At 72.3% G+C, this 14,064-nt stretch carries 12 protein-coding genes; 6 read left to right on the forward strand and 6 right to left on the reverse strand.

The annotated features are described in order from the left end of the window. Positions 1 to 714 carry a hypothetical protein gene (locus EYQ95_RS13295; RefSeq protein ID WP_132327706.1) on the reverse strand — a complete coding sequence of 238 codons (714 nt, stop codon included), beginning with the start codon at positions 712 to 714 and terminating at the stop codon, positions 1 to 3. After that, the gene (locus EYQ95_RS26375; RefSeq protein WP_165924732.1) at positions 683 to 1,246 is read right to left on the reverse strand and encodes a DUF1439 domain-containing protein; all 564 of its coding nucleotides are present in this window, start codon (positions 1,244 to 1,246) and stop codon (positions 683 to 685) included. Before EYQ95_RS26375 ends, EYQ95_RS13295 begins: the two co-directional genes overlap by 32 nt. Before the next feature lie 297 nt (positions 1,247 to 1,543). On the opposite strand from EYQ95_RS26375, the gene EYQ95_RS13305 reads away from it, so the two are divergent. Then, positions 1,544 to 2,017 (forward strand): CHRD domain-containing protein, encoded by a 474-nt coding sequence (locus EYQ95_RS13305; RefSeq protein WP_165924733.1) that lies wholly within the window; start codon positions 1,544 to 1,546, stop codon positions 2,015 to 2,017. 117 nt (positions 2,018 to 2,134) lie between these two features. Continuing rightward, positions 2,135 to 2,809, forward strand: coding sequence for a glycine zipper 2TM domain-containing protein (locus tag EYQ95_RS13310; RefSeq protein WP_132327709.1), 675 nt, complete (start codon positions 2,135 to 2,137; stop codon positions 2,807 to 2,809). 81 nt (positions 2,810 to 2,890) lie between these two features. Here the strand turns inward: EYQ95_RS13310 and fusA are convergent, their stop codons facing one another. Further along, the gene (gene fusA / locus EYQ95_RS13315; protein ID WP_132327710.1) at positions 2,891 to 4,933 is read right to left on the reverse strand and encodes an elongation factor G; all 2,043 of its coding nucleotides are present in this window, start codon (positions 4,931 to 4,933) and stop codon (positions 2,891 to 2,893) included. A 283-nt stretch (positions 4,934 to 5,216) separates the two neighbouring features. Here fusA and EYQ95_RS13320 point away from each other — a divergent pair, with 283 nt between their 5' ends. Beyond that, positions 5,217 to 5,648: an OsmC family protein gene (locus tag EYQ95_RS13320; RefSeq protein ID WP_132327711.1), complete on the forward strand. Its 432-nt coding sequence runs from the start codon at positions 5,217 to 5,219 to the stop codon at positions 5,646 to 5,648. A 4-nt stretch (positions 5,649 to 5,652) separates the two neighbouring features. Here the strand turns inward: EYQ95_RS13320 and EYQ95_RS13325 are convergent, their stop codons facing one another. Next, positions 5,653 to 6,528: a PhzF family phenazine biosynthesis protein gene (locus EYQ95_RS13325; RefSeq protein WP_132327712.1), complete on the reverse strand. Its 876-nt coding sequence runs from the start codon at positions 6,526 to 6,528 to the stop codon at positions 5,653 to 5,655. Between the two features lie 31 nt (positions 6,529 to 6,559). Next, entirely contained in the window at positions 6,560 to 7,420 is an 861-nt protein-coding gene (locus EYQ95_RS13330) for a PhzF family phenazine biosynthesis protein (protein ID WP_132327713.1), read from the reverse strand. 175 nt (positions 7,421 to 7,595) lie between these two features. On the opposite strand from EYQ95_RS13330, the gene EYQ95_RS13335 reads away from it, so the two are divergent. Genes EYQ95_RS13335 through murD form a run of 3 tightly spaced genes read left to right on the forward strand, consistent with a single transcriptional unit; the run spans position 7,596 to position 12,931 of the window. Beyond that, positions 7,596 to 10,175 carry a bifunctional aspartate kinase/diaminopimelate decarboxylase gene (locus EYQ95_RS13335; protein ID WP_132327714.1) on the forward strand — a complete coding sequence of 860 codons (2,580 nt, stop codon included), beginning with the start codon at positions 7,596 to 7,598 and terminating at the stop codon, positions 10,173 to 10,175. Beyond that, entirely contained in the window at positions 10,168 to 11,526 is a 1,359-nt protein-coding gene (gene murL, locus EYQ95_RS13340) for a UDP-N-acetyl-alpha-D-muramoyl-L-alanyl-L-glutamate epimerase (RefSeq protein ID WP_132327715.1), read from the forward strand. Before EYQ95_RS13335 ends, murL begins: the two co-directional genes overlap by 8 nt. Then, positions 11,507 to 12,931 carry a UDP-N-acetylmuramoyl-L-alanine--D-glutamate ligase gene (gene murD, locus EYQ95_RS13345; protein ID WP_132327716.1) on the forward strand — a complete coding sequence of 475 codons (1,425 nt, stop codon included), beginning with the start codon at positions 11,507 to 11,509 and terminating at the stop codon, positions 12,929 to 12,931. Before murL ends, murD begins: the two co-directional genes overlap by 20 nt. Before the next feature lie 100 nt (positions 12,932 to 13,031). Here the strand turns inward: murD and EYQ95_RS13350 are convergent, their stop codons facing one another. Then, a complete protein-coding gene (locus EYQ95_RS13350; protein WP_370451255.1) occupies positions 13,032 to 14,036 on the reverse strand; it encodes a polyprenyl synthetase family protein in 1,005 nt (334 codons plus the stop codon). Between the last annotated feature and the right edge of the window lie 28 nt (positions 14,037 to 14,064).

Below are 14,064 nucleotides of genomic sequence, written 5' to 3' on the forward strand. Positions count from 1 at the left end.
TTACGGCGTGGCCTCGCGCAGGCTCGCCGCGCTGATGCGCCACTGCCCGTCGGCGCCGCGGCGCACGGTGTAGACGACCGAGACGCTGTGCCCGCTGCCGTCTTCGCCCGTGCTACGAACGCGCACGGGCACGCCCACGACGCCGCCGGCGGCGGCTGGGTCGGCCGGGCGCAGCGGCGGCAGCACGTCGACCGCGAAGGCCGCGCCACGCGCGAACTGCAGCACGCGTGCGTCGTTAGGGGTGGTCGACCACAGTTGCTGGGCGGCGGCGAACGAGCCCGCGGCCAGTGCGGCGGTGTACTCGCGCACGACATCGGCGGCCCCGCCGACATCGTGCGGCGCCGTGGTTGGCGCCGGCGCCGGTGGCGCCGGCGGCGTGGCGCCGGCGGCCAGCCCGGTGACCGGGTCGACCGGGATCGCGTTCGGGTCCGCGGGTGGCGGGACGTCGGCGATCGCGGCCGGTTCCGCAGGCGGCGGCAGTTCGGCGACGGTGGGTTCTTGTTCGCCCGGCGGCGCGGCCGCCGGCATGCCGGTCACGCTGCCCCCCGGGGTGCCGGCCGGCGTGGGCAGTGCATCGACGGGCCTGCGGCCGTCGGCCGACGCGCTTTCCCCGGGCGAGTCGCCACCGCATCCCGCGAGCAGTACGGCGGCGAGGAGCGCCGGCACGAGGCCGGCCTGCGCATCAGCCGCCGAGTTCGACCACCACCTGGCCATCTTCGATCCGTGTCCCTTCCACCCGACGCGAGCCCATGCGCCCGACGAGCGTGTTGTCGAACTGGTAGACCGGCTCGGTCTTGGCCCAGTCCGAAAGCCATTCATTCAGCGCGCCGCGGATGTTGTCGTTCATCCGACCCCCCAGCGCCGCCATCTCGATCCCCTCGATGCGCGGCTCGAACAGATGCAGCGCACGCGAGGCCGGATCGTAGCGCAGCGCGCTGGTGAGCGTGAATCGCCCATCGGGCGAGCGCCGGTGCGCGCCCAGCGCGCCGATGGCGACGTCGAAGTCCACCCGCAGGCGCCGCTCGCCCGGCGGTATGGACAGGCGCGGGTTCATCAGGGTGACGGTCAGCAGGCCACCCAGGCGCTCGTAGTCGCGCGGAAACCGCGTCGACAGCTTCTGCTGGATCTCCTGCTGGCTGAAGGTGAGCTTGCGCGCCGTGAGCAGCGCGCCGACCGTCGAGCAGGCCGTGGTGAGGAACAGGGCGGCCGAGGCGGCGAAGACGATGTAGGGCACGACGCGGCGCATGGGGCCTCCGGGAACGGATCCCGGCCCAAGGTACGGCGCCGTGGTGAATGCAGGGTCAGCGCAATCGCTCGCGTGGCGCGAAGTCGCGCTGGACGTGCGTGGCCGCGCAGGCCTGCGCGGCGCGAGGACGGCGGCCAGATGGGGCGGGCGCACGCGGCGGCGCCACGTGTGCGGCCCGTCAACGCGTCTGCGCGTCGCTGGCCCGGGACGACCTGCGGCGCACCCCAGGCCACGGCCGCCTTCACGCCCGCTGGGCGAGCGGCGGTGGATGGTCGGCAGCGGATGCCGGAGAACGCCATGCGCCACGCAATGCTCGCCCTCGTCCTCGCCGCCGTGTTCGGCGCGGCCACGCCCGCCCATGCACAGGAGGTCCAGGACACCCGCCTGCGCGGCTCGTTCGTACCCACGCGCGCCCCCGAGGGTGATGCGCGCCCCGCGAGCGGCGAGGTGCGGGCGCTGGTCGAGGCCGACGGCGACGTCCGGGTGGATCTGGTCGTGTCGGGCCTGTCCGAGCGCGCGACCTCCGCGACGCTGCACACCGGCGACGCGGGCGAGAACGGCGAGCAGGTGGCCCGCATGGACGTGGCCGCCGACGGTGCCGAGGCCCGCGTCATCGGCGCGACCATGCGGCTGAGTCCGCTGGTCGCCGGCCAGGTGCGTGCGGGTCAGGCCTATGTGGTGTTGCGTACCAGCGAGCATCCCGACGGCATCCTGCGCGCGCAGCTCAGCCCGCAGGCGCGTTCGCTGGAGGCCGTCGCGGGCGACGAATGAGCACCGCCCGGTGAACCGCATCTGAGCGTTTCACGACGCTTTTACAAAGTTCAGTTCGCGGTAAGAGCCCGCGACGGACGATCCCTTCGCGCCATCCCGGCGCAACGGAGCCTGTCCATGACGCGTCTTGCCGCCAGCGTGCTGGCCCTCGCGATGACCACCACGGCCGCCACCGCCTCGGCGCAGGTGGCGTCCCATCCCGCCTATTCGAGCACCGACGGGTATTACGACTACGCACGCGTCCTGCGCGTCGACCCCGTGTACGACGCGCGCTACAGCGGGCGCTACGCGGCCAGCACCGGCACCACGCGCTGCGTGGAAGACCGCACCTATGCAGGTGGTTACGACGACCGCTACCGCCGCGACGGCTACTACCGCGGCGATGGCTACTACCGTGACGACGGCTATTACCGTGACGACTACCGCGATCGCTCCTACGGAACGCGCGGAGGTGAGACCGCGGCCACCGTCATCGGCGGCATCGTGGGTGCGGTGGTGGGAAGCCAGGTCGGCGGCGGCAGTGCACGCTATGCGACTTCGGCGATCGGCTCGATGGTCGGCAGCGTGGCAGGCCGGCAGATCTACGAGCAGACCCAGCGCAACCGTAGCGCCCGCCGCACGGTCGGCGTCGCGCGTGCCTGCGATCCGATCCCGGTCGGCGACTACGAGCGGGGCCGCGGTGCATCCATGTACGACGTGACCTACGAGTACGGCGGCCGCAGCTACACCACGCGCACCAGCTACCACCCCGGCGACCGGATCCGCGTACGCGTGGACGTGCGCCCCGAGTGAGCCTGCTGCTCCGAGGCGGAAAAGGAAGGCCGGCGAATGCCGGCCTTCCTCGTTCCTGCCCCGCGGGACGCCGCGGCCGTTTCAGTCCTCCTCGCCGTGCGGCCTGTAGGCCTCGACGAGCTTGTGCTGCACGTTGGCCGGCACGGGCTCGTAGTGGCTGAAATCGAGCGAGTAGCGCCCGCGGCCCGCGGTCATGGACTTGAGCTCCGCGGCGAAACCTTCCAGCTCCGAAAGCGGCACCTGCGCGCGCACCACCGCGTCCCCCCGGACGCTGTCGGTGCCCTGGATGCGCGCCCGCTTGCCGGCCAGGCTGCCGGAGATGTCGCCCATGTGCGCCTCGGGTGCGGTCACTTCCAGCTCGACGATGGGCTCGAGCACCTGCGGCCTGGCCTTGAGCACGGCGTCCAGGAAGGCGCGCTTGCCGGCGGTGACGAAGGCCACCTCCTTGCTGTCGACCGGATGGTGCTTGCCGTCGTGGACGACCACGCGTATGTCCTGCAGCGGGTACCCGGCCACTGCACCGCCCGCCAGCGCCTGCCGCACGCCCTTCTCGACGGCCGGGATGAACTGCCCCGGGATGGTGCCGCCCTTGACCTCGTCGACGAACTCGAAGCCCGCGCCGCGCGGAAGCGGCTCCACGCGCAGGAAGACCTCGCCGAACTGGCCTGCGCCGCCGGTCTGCTTCTTGTGCCGGTGATGGCCCTCGGCGCCGGTGCTGATGGTCTCGCGGTACGCGATGCGCGGCGGGCGTGACTTCACCTCCAGCCCGTAGCGGTCCTTCAGCCGTTCGAGCGCGATGCGCAGGTGCAGGTCCGACAGCCCGCGGATGATGGTTTCGTAGGTCTCGGCCGTGTGCTCCACCTGGAAGCACGGATCCTCCTCCGCGAGCTTGTGCAGCGCGGTGGCGAGCTTCTGCTCCTGTCCCTTGCTCGCCGCCTCGATGGCGAGGCCGAACATGGGCCTTGGGAAGTCCAGCGGCGCGAGGTGGATGTGGTCCTCGTCGTGGCTGTCGTGCAGCACGGCGTCGAAATGCAGCTCTTCGACCTTCGCCACCGCGGCGATGTCGCCCGGAACGGCCTGCTCGATCTCGATGTGCTCCTTGCCGCGCAGCTTGAACAGGTGGCCGACGCGGAAGGGCTTCTTGCCGTCGTCGACGAACAGCTGCGTGTCGCGCCGCACGGTGCCCTGGTAGACGCGGAAGATCCCGAGCTTGCCTACGAAGGGGTCGTTGACGATCTTGAAGACGTCGGCGATCACGTGCGCCTTCGGATCCGGCTGCGCGCGGACCGGCTGTGCGTCGGCCCCGCGGCCCTTCACGAACGGCGGCGGGTTCGCCTCGCCCGGATGCGGGAACAGGCGCTCGGCCACGTCGAGCAGCTCGCGCACGCCCACGCCGCTGCGCGCGGAACAGAACAGGACGGGGACCAGATGGCCCTCGCGCAGGCACTGCTCGAAGGCATCGTGCAGTTCCTGTCCCGACAGCCCGTCTTCGCCGAGGTCGAGGTAGTGCTCCATCACGGTCTCGTTGATCTCGACGACCTGGTCGATGATCCGGCGGTGCCAGTCCGCCACCGGACCGAAGTCGCTTTCGCCTTCGGCCTGCCCGAAGCAGTCCACCACGCGCCTGCCGCCGTCGGCGGGCAGGTTCAGCGGCAGGCATTCGGGTCCGAAGGTCTCGCGCAGCGCGTCGAGCACGGCGTTGCAGTCCGCGCTGTGGTCGATCTTGTTGACCACGAGCACGCGGCAGAGCCCGCGTGACTTCGCGTACTCCATCATCCGCCGCGCACCGTACTCGACGCCGCCGTCGCAGGACACGACCACCGCGACCGTCTCCACCGCCGCCAGCGCCGACAGCGCGGGCCCGCGGAAATCGGGATAGCCGGGTGTGTCGATCAGGTTCACGTGGATGCCGGCGTGGTCGGTGCTGGCGATGCCGACGTCGAGCGAATGGCCGCGCTGCTTCTCGATCGGGTCGAAGTCCGACACGGTATTGCCGCGTTCGATGCTGCCTGCCGCCTGGAGGGTGCCGCCGGCATGCAGCAGGGCTTCGAACAGGGTGGTCTTGCCGGCGCCGGGGTGGCCTGCGAGGGCCACGTTTCTGATCTGTTCGGTGGTGTAGGGCATGCCACGCACTCCGGTGGGAAAGGGAGGGTGGCCATCCGCTGGCGGGCGGCCCCGCGTTCCGTGCGCGGCCGAGCGACGGGCGCGGTGCGAAGGCACCGCGGCGCGCTCCACCGCCGTGGCGGTCCGTCAGCACGACCGAGCGGCGCGCTCGGCGGGCGGTCATGGCGTGGCAGGCTCACCATAACGCGGGCCTGTTCAGCCGTCGCGTTGCGCTGCACAAGGCCGACCACACGGCCTTTCCAGCCCCTGAGTAGGCTGCGCCTTCCGACCCCGGAGAGCCCCCATGACGATCACCCGCCACGCCACCGCCCGCTGGGAGGGCGACCTGCGGACCGGACAGGGCCGCCTGCACACGCCGCAGAGCGGCCTGTTCGACGGCACGCGCTACGGCTTCAACTCGCGCTTCGGCGAGGAGAAGGGAACCAACCCCGAGGAGCTGATCGCCGCCGCGCATGCCGGCTGCTTCGCGATGGCTCTGTCGGCCGTGCTCACCGAGGCCGGCCATCCGCCGGCATCGCTGGACGCGCGCGCCGACGTGCAGATGTCGATGGACGGCGGGCCGCGCATCACCCAGATCCGCCTCGGCGTGCGTGGCGACGTGCCGGGGCTGGACGCGGCCGCCTTCCGCGAGCACGCGGAGAACGCCAAGGCCAACTGCCCGATCTCCAGGCTGCTGGCCTCGGTGCCGATCCTGCTGGACGTCCGGGCCGGCTGAGCCGCTACCAGTCGATCTCGCCGCGCACGACGGTGCGCACGTGGCCGCCGGACCAGACGTCGCCGGCGCCGTCCACGCGCAGCTGAAGGCGCGCGTCGAAGCCGACCTCGCGGCCCTGGCTGACGACGTAGGTTCCCCCCGTCCCCGGCAGGGCATCGTTGTGCGCGAGCCAGGCGGCGAGCGTGGCGTTCGCGGCGCCCGAGGCGGCATCCTCGAAGCGCGCCGGTGCGCCCACGAAGGCGCGCACGACGAGCTGGTAGTCCCGCCCCGCGTCCGCGCGGGCGAAGGCGCAAAGGCCCATGGTTTCGGTCGACGCGGCCAGGGTGCTGATCGCGTCCCAGTCCGGTTGCGCGGTGCGCAGGTCGGCTTCGCTCGCCACCTCCGCCAGCCACCAGCGGCGGCCGCCGTCCATCAGGGCCGGCGGCAGCGTGCCGAGCCTGAGGCCGGACAGCGAGGGCGCGATGCGGGGATCGCAGGCGGCGACGCGCTCGACGAGCTTCGCGCGCGGCGTGCGCACGGCGATCGTGCGCGCGGCGCCGCTGCCCTCGATGCGCAGTGGCAGGCAGCCGGCGACGCCCTCCTGCACCAGCAGGCCGTCGGACGGCTGGGCCAGCCCTTCGTCCAGCACGACGTGCGCGGTGCCCACGCTGGGGTGCCCGGCGAAGGGCACCTCGCGGCGCGGGCTGAACATGCGCACGCGGTAGCTCGCCCCGGCATCGGCGGGCGGGAACACGAACGTGGTTTCCGGCAGGCGCGTCCACCGGGCGATGGCCTGCATGGCGGCATCGTCGAGGCCCTCGGCATCGAGCACGACGGCGAGCGGGTTGCCGGCGCCCGGACGGTCGGCGAACACGTCGAGCTGCACGTAGCGGCGTTTCATCGGAGCGGGGGCGGCCTCGGGGCGGCGCAGCTTACCAAGCCACCGTGCCGCGGATGACCGGCTGCACGCGCCCGCCGATCCAGACCTCGCCGTCGGCATCGACGCGCACGTCGACCACGCCGTCGCGGCCGACCTCGCGACCCGGGCTGGCGCGGTAGCGATCCCCCGGGGCGATGCGGCCGGCGTCGGCCAGGGCCGCGCCGATCGCGGCGTTCGCGCTGCCGGTGACGGGATCCTCGGGAATGCCGTCGGCCGGGCAGAAGGCGCGCACCACGATGTCGTGGCCGGCGCCCGGCGGGGCCGTGGCGAACACGGCCAGGCCCACCGCCGAGTCACCCGTCAGCTCGGCGATCGCGGCGAGGTCGGGCCGCATGCGGCGCACCGTGTCCTCGTCGGCCAGCTCGACCACCCACCACTTCGGGCCGTTGTCCCAAAGAGCCGCGTCGATGCCGCCGCGTGCGAGCCCGGCCAGTGCGCGTTCCAGGCGCGGTGCGCTTGCGCTCGGCGCTGCGATGCGCCGGGCACGGGGCGCGCGCACCGTGATCCCGCATTCCGGGCCGACCTGAACCGGCAGCAGGCCGGCCGCGCAGTCCTGCACCAGGGCCGCCTTCGCGCCGTCGGCGCGGCCGGACTCGATCGCGGCCCAGGCCGCGCCCACGCTCGGATGGCCGGCGAAGGGCAGCTCCTGGCGCGGCGTGAAGATGCGCACGCGGTAGTCGGCGCCGTCGCCCGGGGGCAGCAGGAAGATGGTTTCCGACAGGTTGGTCCAGTTCGCGAAGGCCTGCATGGCCGCGGCGTCCAGGCCCTCGGCGTCCACCACCACGGCCAGCGGGTTGCCGGCGCCGGGCCGGTCGGCGAAGACGTCCAGTTGCAGGAAACGGCGCTCGGTCAATGGCGGCGGCGGAAGATGGGAACCGGCGCATTCTCGCTGGCCGCGGCGGGCCGCGTCATCGCATAAAATCGCGCGTTCTCATGACCATGCGTCATTCGCCACCCGACGGCGCGCATGGTTCCATCGCCCGCCGGCCATCCGGGCCGGTCATCCGGGGATCTTCGTGGAAGCTGCGATGCGCTGGGTCATCCTCAAGTTCGGCGGCACCTCCGTGTCGCGGCGGACGCGTTGGGACACCATCGGACGCATCGCCGCCAAACGCCGCGCCGACGCAGATGCGCGCGTGCTCGTCGTGGTGTCCGCGCTCTCGGGCGTCACCAACGAGCTGCAGGCCATCGCGAACGAGGGGGCGGGCGCCTCGGTCGATGCGCGCATCGACGCACTCGAACGCCGTCACCGCGAGTTCTGCCTCGAACTCGGGCTCGATGCCGACGCGGTGCTCGGTGACCGTCTCGCCATGCTGCGCGGGCTCGCCGCCGATCCGCGCGCCGCGTCGAAGTCGCTGGACTGGCAGGCCGAGGTGCTGGCGCAAGGCGAGCTGCTGTCCTCCACGCTGGGCGTGGCCTACCTGAAATCGCAGGGCCTGGACATCGGCTGGTGCGACGCGCGCGACTGGCTGCGGGCGGTGCAGTTGCCCAACCAGAGCGACTGGGCCGGGCGGCTCTCGGTCAACTGCCACCACGCCACCGACCGGGAGGTGGCCGCACGCTTCGCGGCGCAGCCGGCCGGCATCGTGCTGACGCAGGGTTTCATCGCCCGCCATGCCGACGGCGGCACGGCCATCCTCGGCCGTGGCGGCTCGGACACCTCGGCCGCGTATTTCGGCGCGCTGCTGGGCGCGTCCCGCGTCGAGATCTGGACCGACGTGCCCGGCATGTTCAGCGCGAACCCGCGCGAGGTGCCGGACGCGCGCCTCCTGGCGCGGCTCGACTACGCCGAGGCGCAGGAGATCGCGACGACCGGCGCGAAGGTGCTGCATCCGCGCTCGATCGGCCCCTGCCGCGATGCGGGCGTTCCGATGGCCATCCTCGACACCGAACGCCCGGACCTGCCCGGCACCCGCATCGACGCCAGCGCCGCCACCGTGCCCGGCGTCAAGGCGATCAGCCGTCGCAACGGCATCGTGCTGGTCTCGATGGAATCGGTCGGCATGTGGCAGCAGGTGGGCTTCCTGGCCGACGTGTTCGAGCGCTTCAAGCGCCACGGCCTGTCGGTGGACCTGATCGGCTCGTCGGAAACCAACGTCACGGTCTCGCTCGATCCCACCGAGAACCTCGTCACGACCAACGTGCTCAGTGCGTTGAGCGAGGACCTCGCACAGGTCTGCCGCGTAAAGGTCATCGCCCCCTGCGCGGCGATCACGTTGGTCGGCCGCGGCATGCGCTCGCTGCTGCACAAGCTCTCCGACGTCTGGGCGACGTTCGGGCGCGAGCGCGTGCACCTGATCTCGCAGTCGTCGAACGACCTCAACCTCACGTTCGTCGTCGACGAGGCCGATGCCGAAGGCCTGCTGCCCACCCTGCACGCCGAGCTCGTGCGCGGTGGCGCGATGCCGGTGCTGGACGAAAGCGTCTTCGGCCCGGCCTGGCGCGACGTCGTGCACGGCCGCCCCGGGCGCGAGGCCCCCTGGTGGGCTGCGCGCCGCGACGCGCTGCTCGCGCGGGCCGGGCAGGGCACGCCGCGTTACGTCTACCACCTGCCGACCGCCCGCGAGCGCGCGCGTTCGCTGCTAGGCGGCCCTGTCGACTGCGGCTTCTACGCCATCAAGGCCAATCCGCATCCGGCACTGCTGAACGCCATCCACGAGGCGGGCTTCGGCTTCGAGTGCGTTTCGCTGGCCGAGGTCGAGCACGTTCTCGCGGCGGTGCCGGGCCTGGAGCCATCGCGCGTACTGTTCACCCCGAGCTTCGCGCCGCGGCACGAGTACGCGCGCGCGTTCGGGCTGGGCGTCAATGTCACGCTCGACAACATCGAGATGCTGGAGCGCTGGCCGGACGTGCTGCGCGGCCGCCGCGCCTGGCTGCGCCTGGACCTGGGCCATGGCGACGGCCACCACGAGAAGGTCCGCACGGGCGGCGTGGAGGCCAAGTTCGGCCTGTCGATCGCCCGCTTCGATGCCTTCATGGCGAAAGCGCGCGCGCTGGATCTGCAGATCACCGGCCTGCACGCGCACCTGGGCAGTGGAATCGACGATCCGGCGCACTGGAGCGGCGTGTACGGCACGCTCGCCGCGCTGGCCGACGGCGCCGGAAACATCGACACCCTCGACATCGGCGGCGGGTTCCCGATCCCCTACACGCCGGATGCGCGCCCGTTCGACATCGGGGCGTGGCGCCAGGGCCTGGCCGACATCAAGGCCGCGTATCCCGGCATCCGCCTCGCGATCGAGCCCGGGCGCTTCCTGGTGGCCGAGGCGGGCGTGCTGCTGCTTCGCACGACGCAGGTCGTGGAGAAGGAGGGCGTGCGGCGCGTCGGCGCCGACGGCGGCATGAACGCGCTGATGCGCCCGGCGATGTACGACGCCTGGCACGGGATCCACAACCTGTCGCGCCTCGACGATACGGAGCTGGCCACGTTCGACGTGGTCGGCCCGGTCTGCGAGAGCAGCGACGTGCTCGGCCGCGGCCGCCGCCTTCCGGCCGCGACGGCCGAGGGCGACGTCCTGCTGGTCGCCGATGCCGGCGCCTACGGCATGGCGATGGCCAATACCTACAACCTGCGGGCCTTGCCGGCCGAGGACGTGATCGATGACTGAGTGGCGCTTCTCGCGCGACGCCATCCGCCGCTTCCGCTTCGTGCGCTGCGGCTTCGACGCCGCAACGGGCGTCGCCCGGCTCGTCTATGCCTTCGACGACGGCCCGGAGCTCGTGGAGACCATCACGGTCCCCGGTGCGCCGTTCGCGCTCGACGCCGCCCGGGCGCAGGCCGTCGAGCGCTCCCTGCGGCTGCTGCACCTGGTCGCCGGCGTCAGCTATTACAAGGCGGCGGTGCCGCAGGACATCGCGATCGAGGGCTATGCCATCGACGGCGACACGGCGGCGCTGCTCACCGAGGTCTACGAAAACGGCCTCGGCGAGTTCGCCTACCGCAACGGGCTGCAGCTGCGCGGGCGCGTCCGTTTTCCGGCCGATGCGCCGCCCGGCCCGCCCGCGCCGCCACTGCGGCTCGCGCCGCATGCGCTGGTCGCGATCGGCGGCGGCAAGGATTCGCTGGTCAGCATCGAGGCGCTGCGCCGCGCCGGCGTGGCGCAGACGGTGACGTGGATCGGCGGCTCGCAGCTCATCGCGGCCTGCGCCGCGCGCACCGGGCTGCCGACGCTGAACATAGGCCGCCAGCTCGCGCCGCAGCTGTTCGAGTACAACCGGCAGGGCGCATGGAACGGGCACATTCCGGTGACCGCGGTGAACTCGGCTATCCTCGCGCTCGCTGCGCTGCTGCACGGTGCCGGGCAGGTCGTCTTCTCCAACGAGCGCTCGGCCAGCTACGGCTCGATGATCGAGGGCACGGGCGAGGTCAACCACCAGTGGTCGAAGGGCTGGGCGTTCGAGCAGGACTTCGCCGCGCACCTGCGCCGTGCGGTGGCGGCGGACCTTGACTACTACTCGGTGCTGCGCCCGCTCAGCGAGCTCGCGGTCGCCCGGCAGTTCGCCAAGAGCGACCGCTACGACCAGCACTTCTCCAGCTGCAATCGCAACTTCCACCTTTTGGGCGAGCGCCCGGCGCAGCGCTGGTGCGGCATCTGCCCCAAGTGCCACTTCGTGTTCCTCGCGCTGGCGCCGTTCATGAGCAAGCCGCGCCTGGTCGGCATCTTCGGGCGCAACCTGCTCGACGACCCCGACCAGACCGCCGGCTTCGACGCGCTGCTCGAATACCGCGACCACAAGCCTTTCGAGTGCGTGGGCGAAGGCCAGGAGTCGCGCGCGGCGATGGCCTCGCTCGCGCAGCGCCCCGAATGGCGCGAGGACGCGATCGTCGAGCGCTTCGCGCGGGAGATCCTGCCCCGGCTCGGCGACGTGCCGGCCATCGAACCGCTGCTCGTGTCCTCGGACGAGCACGCCATTCCCGCCAACCTGTGGACGCGCCTGCGTGCGGATTTCGCAGCTTGACGGCCTGAGGGTCGCGCTCTGGGGCTGGGGCCGCGAGGGCCGCGCAGCGCATCGCGCGATCCGCGCGCGCCTGCCCGCGCTCGAACTCACGCTGTTCTGCAGCGAGGAGGAGGCCGACGATGCGCGCAGGCTGGGCGACGCACGCCTGCATGCCTGCACGCAGGTCGACGGCGCCTCGCTGGCGGCGTTCGACGTGGTCGTGAAGTCGCCGGGAATCAGCCCCTACGGCGAGGCTGCACAGGCCGCCGTCGCCTCCGGAACGCGGATCATCGGCGGCACGTCGCTGTGGTTCGCCGAACATGCGGGGGCGGACGGCATCGTCGCGCACACCGCCTGCGTGACCGGCACCAAGGGCAAAAGCACGACGACCTCGCTGCTGGCGCACCTGCTGCGCGCGTCCGGGCTGCGGACCGCGCTGGCGGGCAACATCGGCCTGCCCCTGCTCGAACTGCTCGACCCCTCGCCGGCGCCGGATGCATGGGCGATCGAACTGTCGAGCTACCAGACGGGCGATGTCGCCGGCAGCGGCGCGCGGCCGGACGTGGCGGTCGTGCTGAACCTGTTTCCCGAACACCTGGACTGGCACGGCTCGCATGCCCGCTACGTCGAGGACAAGCTCAAGCTGGTGACCCGGGCGCGACCACGCATCGCCGTGCTCAACGCCGCCGACCCCATCCTGCGCGGCCTTGCAGTGCCCGATGGCACGGAGGTCCGCTGGTTCGGCGACGAGCGCGGCTGGCACCTGCGTGGCGACGTGCTCCATCGCGGCGCCACCCCGGTGATGGACACGCGTGGGCTGCCGCTGCCGGGGCGGCACAATCGCGGCAACCTCGCGGCCGTCCTGACCGCCGTCGAAGCGCTCGGGCACGACGCGGTCGCGCTGGCGCCGCATGCCGCCTCCTTCCGGCCCCTGCCGCACCGCCTGCAGTGGCTGGGCGAACGCGACGGATTCGGCTGGGTCAACGATTCGATCAGCACCACGCCGCATGCCACGCTCGCGGCGCTCGAATGCTTCGCCGACCGGGACGTGGCCGTGCTCGTGGGCGGGCACGACCGCGGGCTCGACTGGAGCGAGTTCGCCAGCGCCATGCGCCAGCACGCGCCTGCGGCGGTCATCACGATGGGGGCCAACGGCCCGCGCATCCACGAGCTGCTCCTGCCGATCGCGAGGGCAGGGGGATTCCGTCTGGTCGCTTCCCGGGGCCTGGGCGAGGCGATCGACCTTGCGCGCGCGTCGCTGACCGGCCTTAGCCCACGCGGGTGTACGCCCGTGGTGCTGCTCTCCCCGGGCGCGCCGAGCTTCGGCCCGTACCGCGACTACGTCGAGCGTGGGCGCGACTTCGCGCGCCTGGCGGGCTTCGACCCGGACGCCATCAGCACGATTCCGGGGCTCGGTATCGCCTGAGCGCCGGGCCCGGCGGCGGCCACGCACCGGCCGCCCGGTCGGGCAGGTGCGCCATGCGGGCATTCGGACGGCGCGGCCTCCGCTGCGGCCGCGCCGTGACTCAGTGGTCGCGCTCCACGGCGTAGCGCGCCAGGCCGAGCAGCGCATCGCGGTACGGATTGGCCGCAAAGCCCGCCAGCGCCGCCTCGGCGCGACGCGCATGCTCCGCGGCGCGCTGGCGGCTGTACTCGAGCCCCCCGGTGGCCCGGATCGCGCCGACGACCTCGTCCAGTGCATCCGCATCGCCGGCCTCGACGATGGCGCGCAGGCGCTGCGCCACATCGGCGGGACTGTGCGCGATGGCGTGGATCAGCGGCAGCGTCGCCTTGCCCTCGGCCAGGTCGTCGCCCAGGTTCTTGCCCAGCATCGAGGCATCCGCCGAGTAGTCGAGCACGTCGTCGGCGATCTGGAAGGCGTAGCCGAGGTCCAGGCCGAACGCCTCCATCGCGTCGCACTGCTCGGGCGAGGCGCCTGCCAGCAGCGCACCCAGGCGGGTGGCGGCCGCGAACAGTACGGCGGTCTTGCGCTCGATCACGCGCAGGTAGGCCGCTTCGTCGGTGTCGGGATTGCGGATGTGCAGCAGCTGCAGCACCTCGCCCTCGGCGATGCGGTTGGTCGTATCGGCCAGGACCTGCATCACTTCCATGCGCTGCAGCTCGACCATCAGCTGGAAGCTGCGCGAGTAAAGGAAGTCGCCCACCAGGACGCTCGCGGCATTGCCCCAGACCGCATTCGCCGTCCGGCGCCCGCGCCGCAGGTCGGACTCGTCCACCACGTCGTCGTGGAGCAGGGTGGCCGTATGGATGAACTCCACGACCGCGGCGAGCTGGTGCACCTGCGGCGTGATCGCCGCCGCACCGCCCGCCGCCCCGGCTGCGAGCAGGAGCAGCATGGGCCGCAGGCGCTTGCCGCCCGCGCCGACGATGTACTCGGCCACCTGGTTGATCAGGACGACGTCCGAGGCGAGGCGATCGCGGATCAGGCGATCCACCGCGGCCATCGGCTCCCGGGCCAGCACCTGGATCTCGGCTAGGGAGGGGGCTGTCGTCACGGCGTCTCGGGCTATGGGAAAGCGGCGCGCGATTATAGGTGGC

Source organism: Lysobacter sp. N42 (assembly GCF_004344885.1).

What these genes read in the sequence shown, in the direction of transcription:
- EYQ95_RS13295 (WP_132327706.1), bottom strand. Translation starts at nt 714, where the DNA reads ATGGCCAGGTGGTGGTCGAACTCGGCGGCTGATGCGCAGGCCGGCCTC.
- EYQ95_RS26375 (WP_165924732.1), bottom strand. Translation starts at nt 1,246, where the DNA reads ATGCGCCGCGTCGTGCCCTACATCGTCTTCGCCGCCTCGGCCGCCCTG.
- EYQ95_RS13305 (WP_165924733.1), top strand. Translation starts at nt 1,544, where the DNA reads ATGCGCCACGCAATGCTCGCCCTCGTCCTCGCCGCCGTGTTCGGCGCG.
- EYQ95_RS13310 (WP_132327709.1), top strand. Translation starts at nt 2,135, where the DNA reads ATGACGCGTCTTGCCGCCAGCGTGCTGGCCCTCGCGATGACCACCACG.
- fusA (WP_132327710.1), bottom strand. Translation starts at nt 4,933, where the DNA reads ATGCCCTACACCACCGAACAGATCAGAAACGTGGCCCTCGCAGGCCAC.
- EYQ95_RS13320 (WP_132327711.1), top strand. Translation starts at nt 5,217, where the DNA reads ATGACGATCACCCGCCACGCCACCGCCCGCTGGGAGGGCGACCTGCGG.
- EYQ95_RS13325 (WP_132327712.1), bottom strand. Translation starts at nt 6,528, where the DNA reads ATGAAACGCCGCTACGTGCAGCTCGACGTGTTCGCCGACCGTCCGGGC.
- EYQ95_RS13335 (WP_132327714.1), top strand. Translation starts at nt 7,596, where the DNA reads ATGCGCTGGGTCATCCTCAAGTTCGGCGGCACCTCCGTGTCGCGGCGG.
- murL (WP_132327715.1), top strand. Translation starts at nt 10,168, where the DNA reads ATGACTGAGTGGCGCTTCTCGCGCGACGCCATCCGCCGCTTCCGCTTC.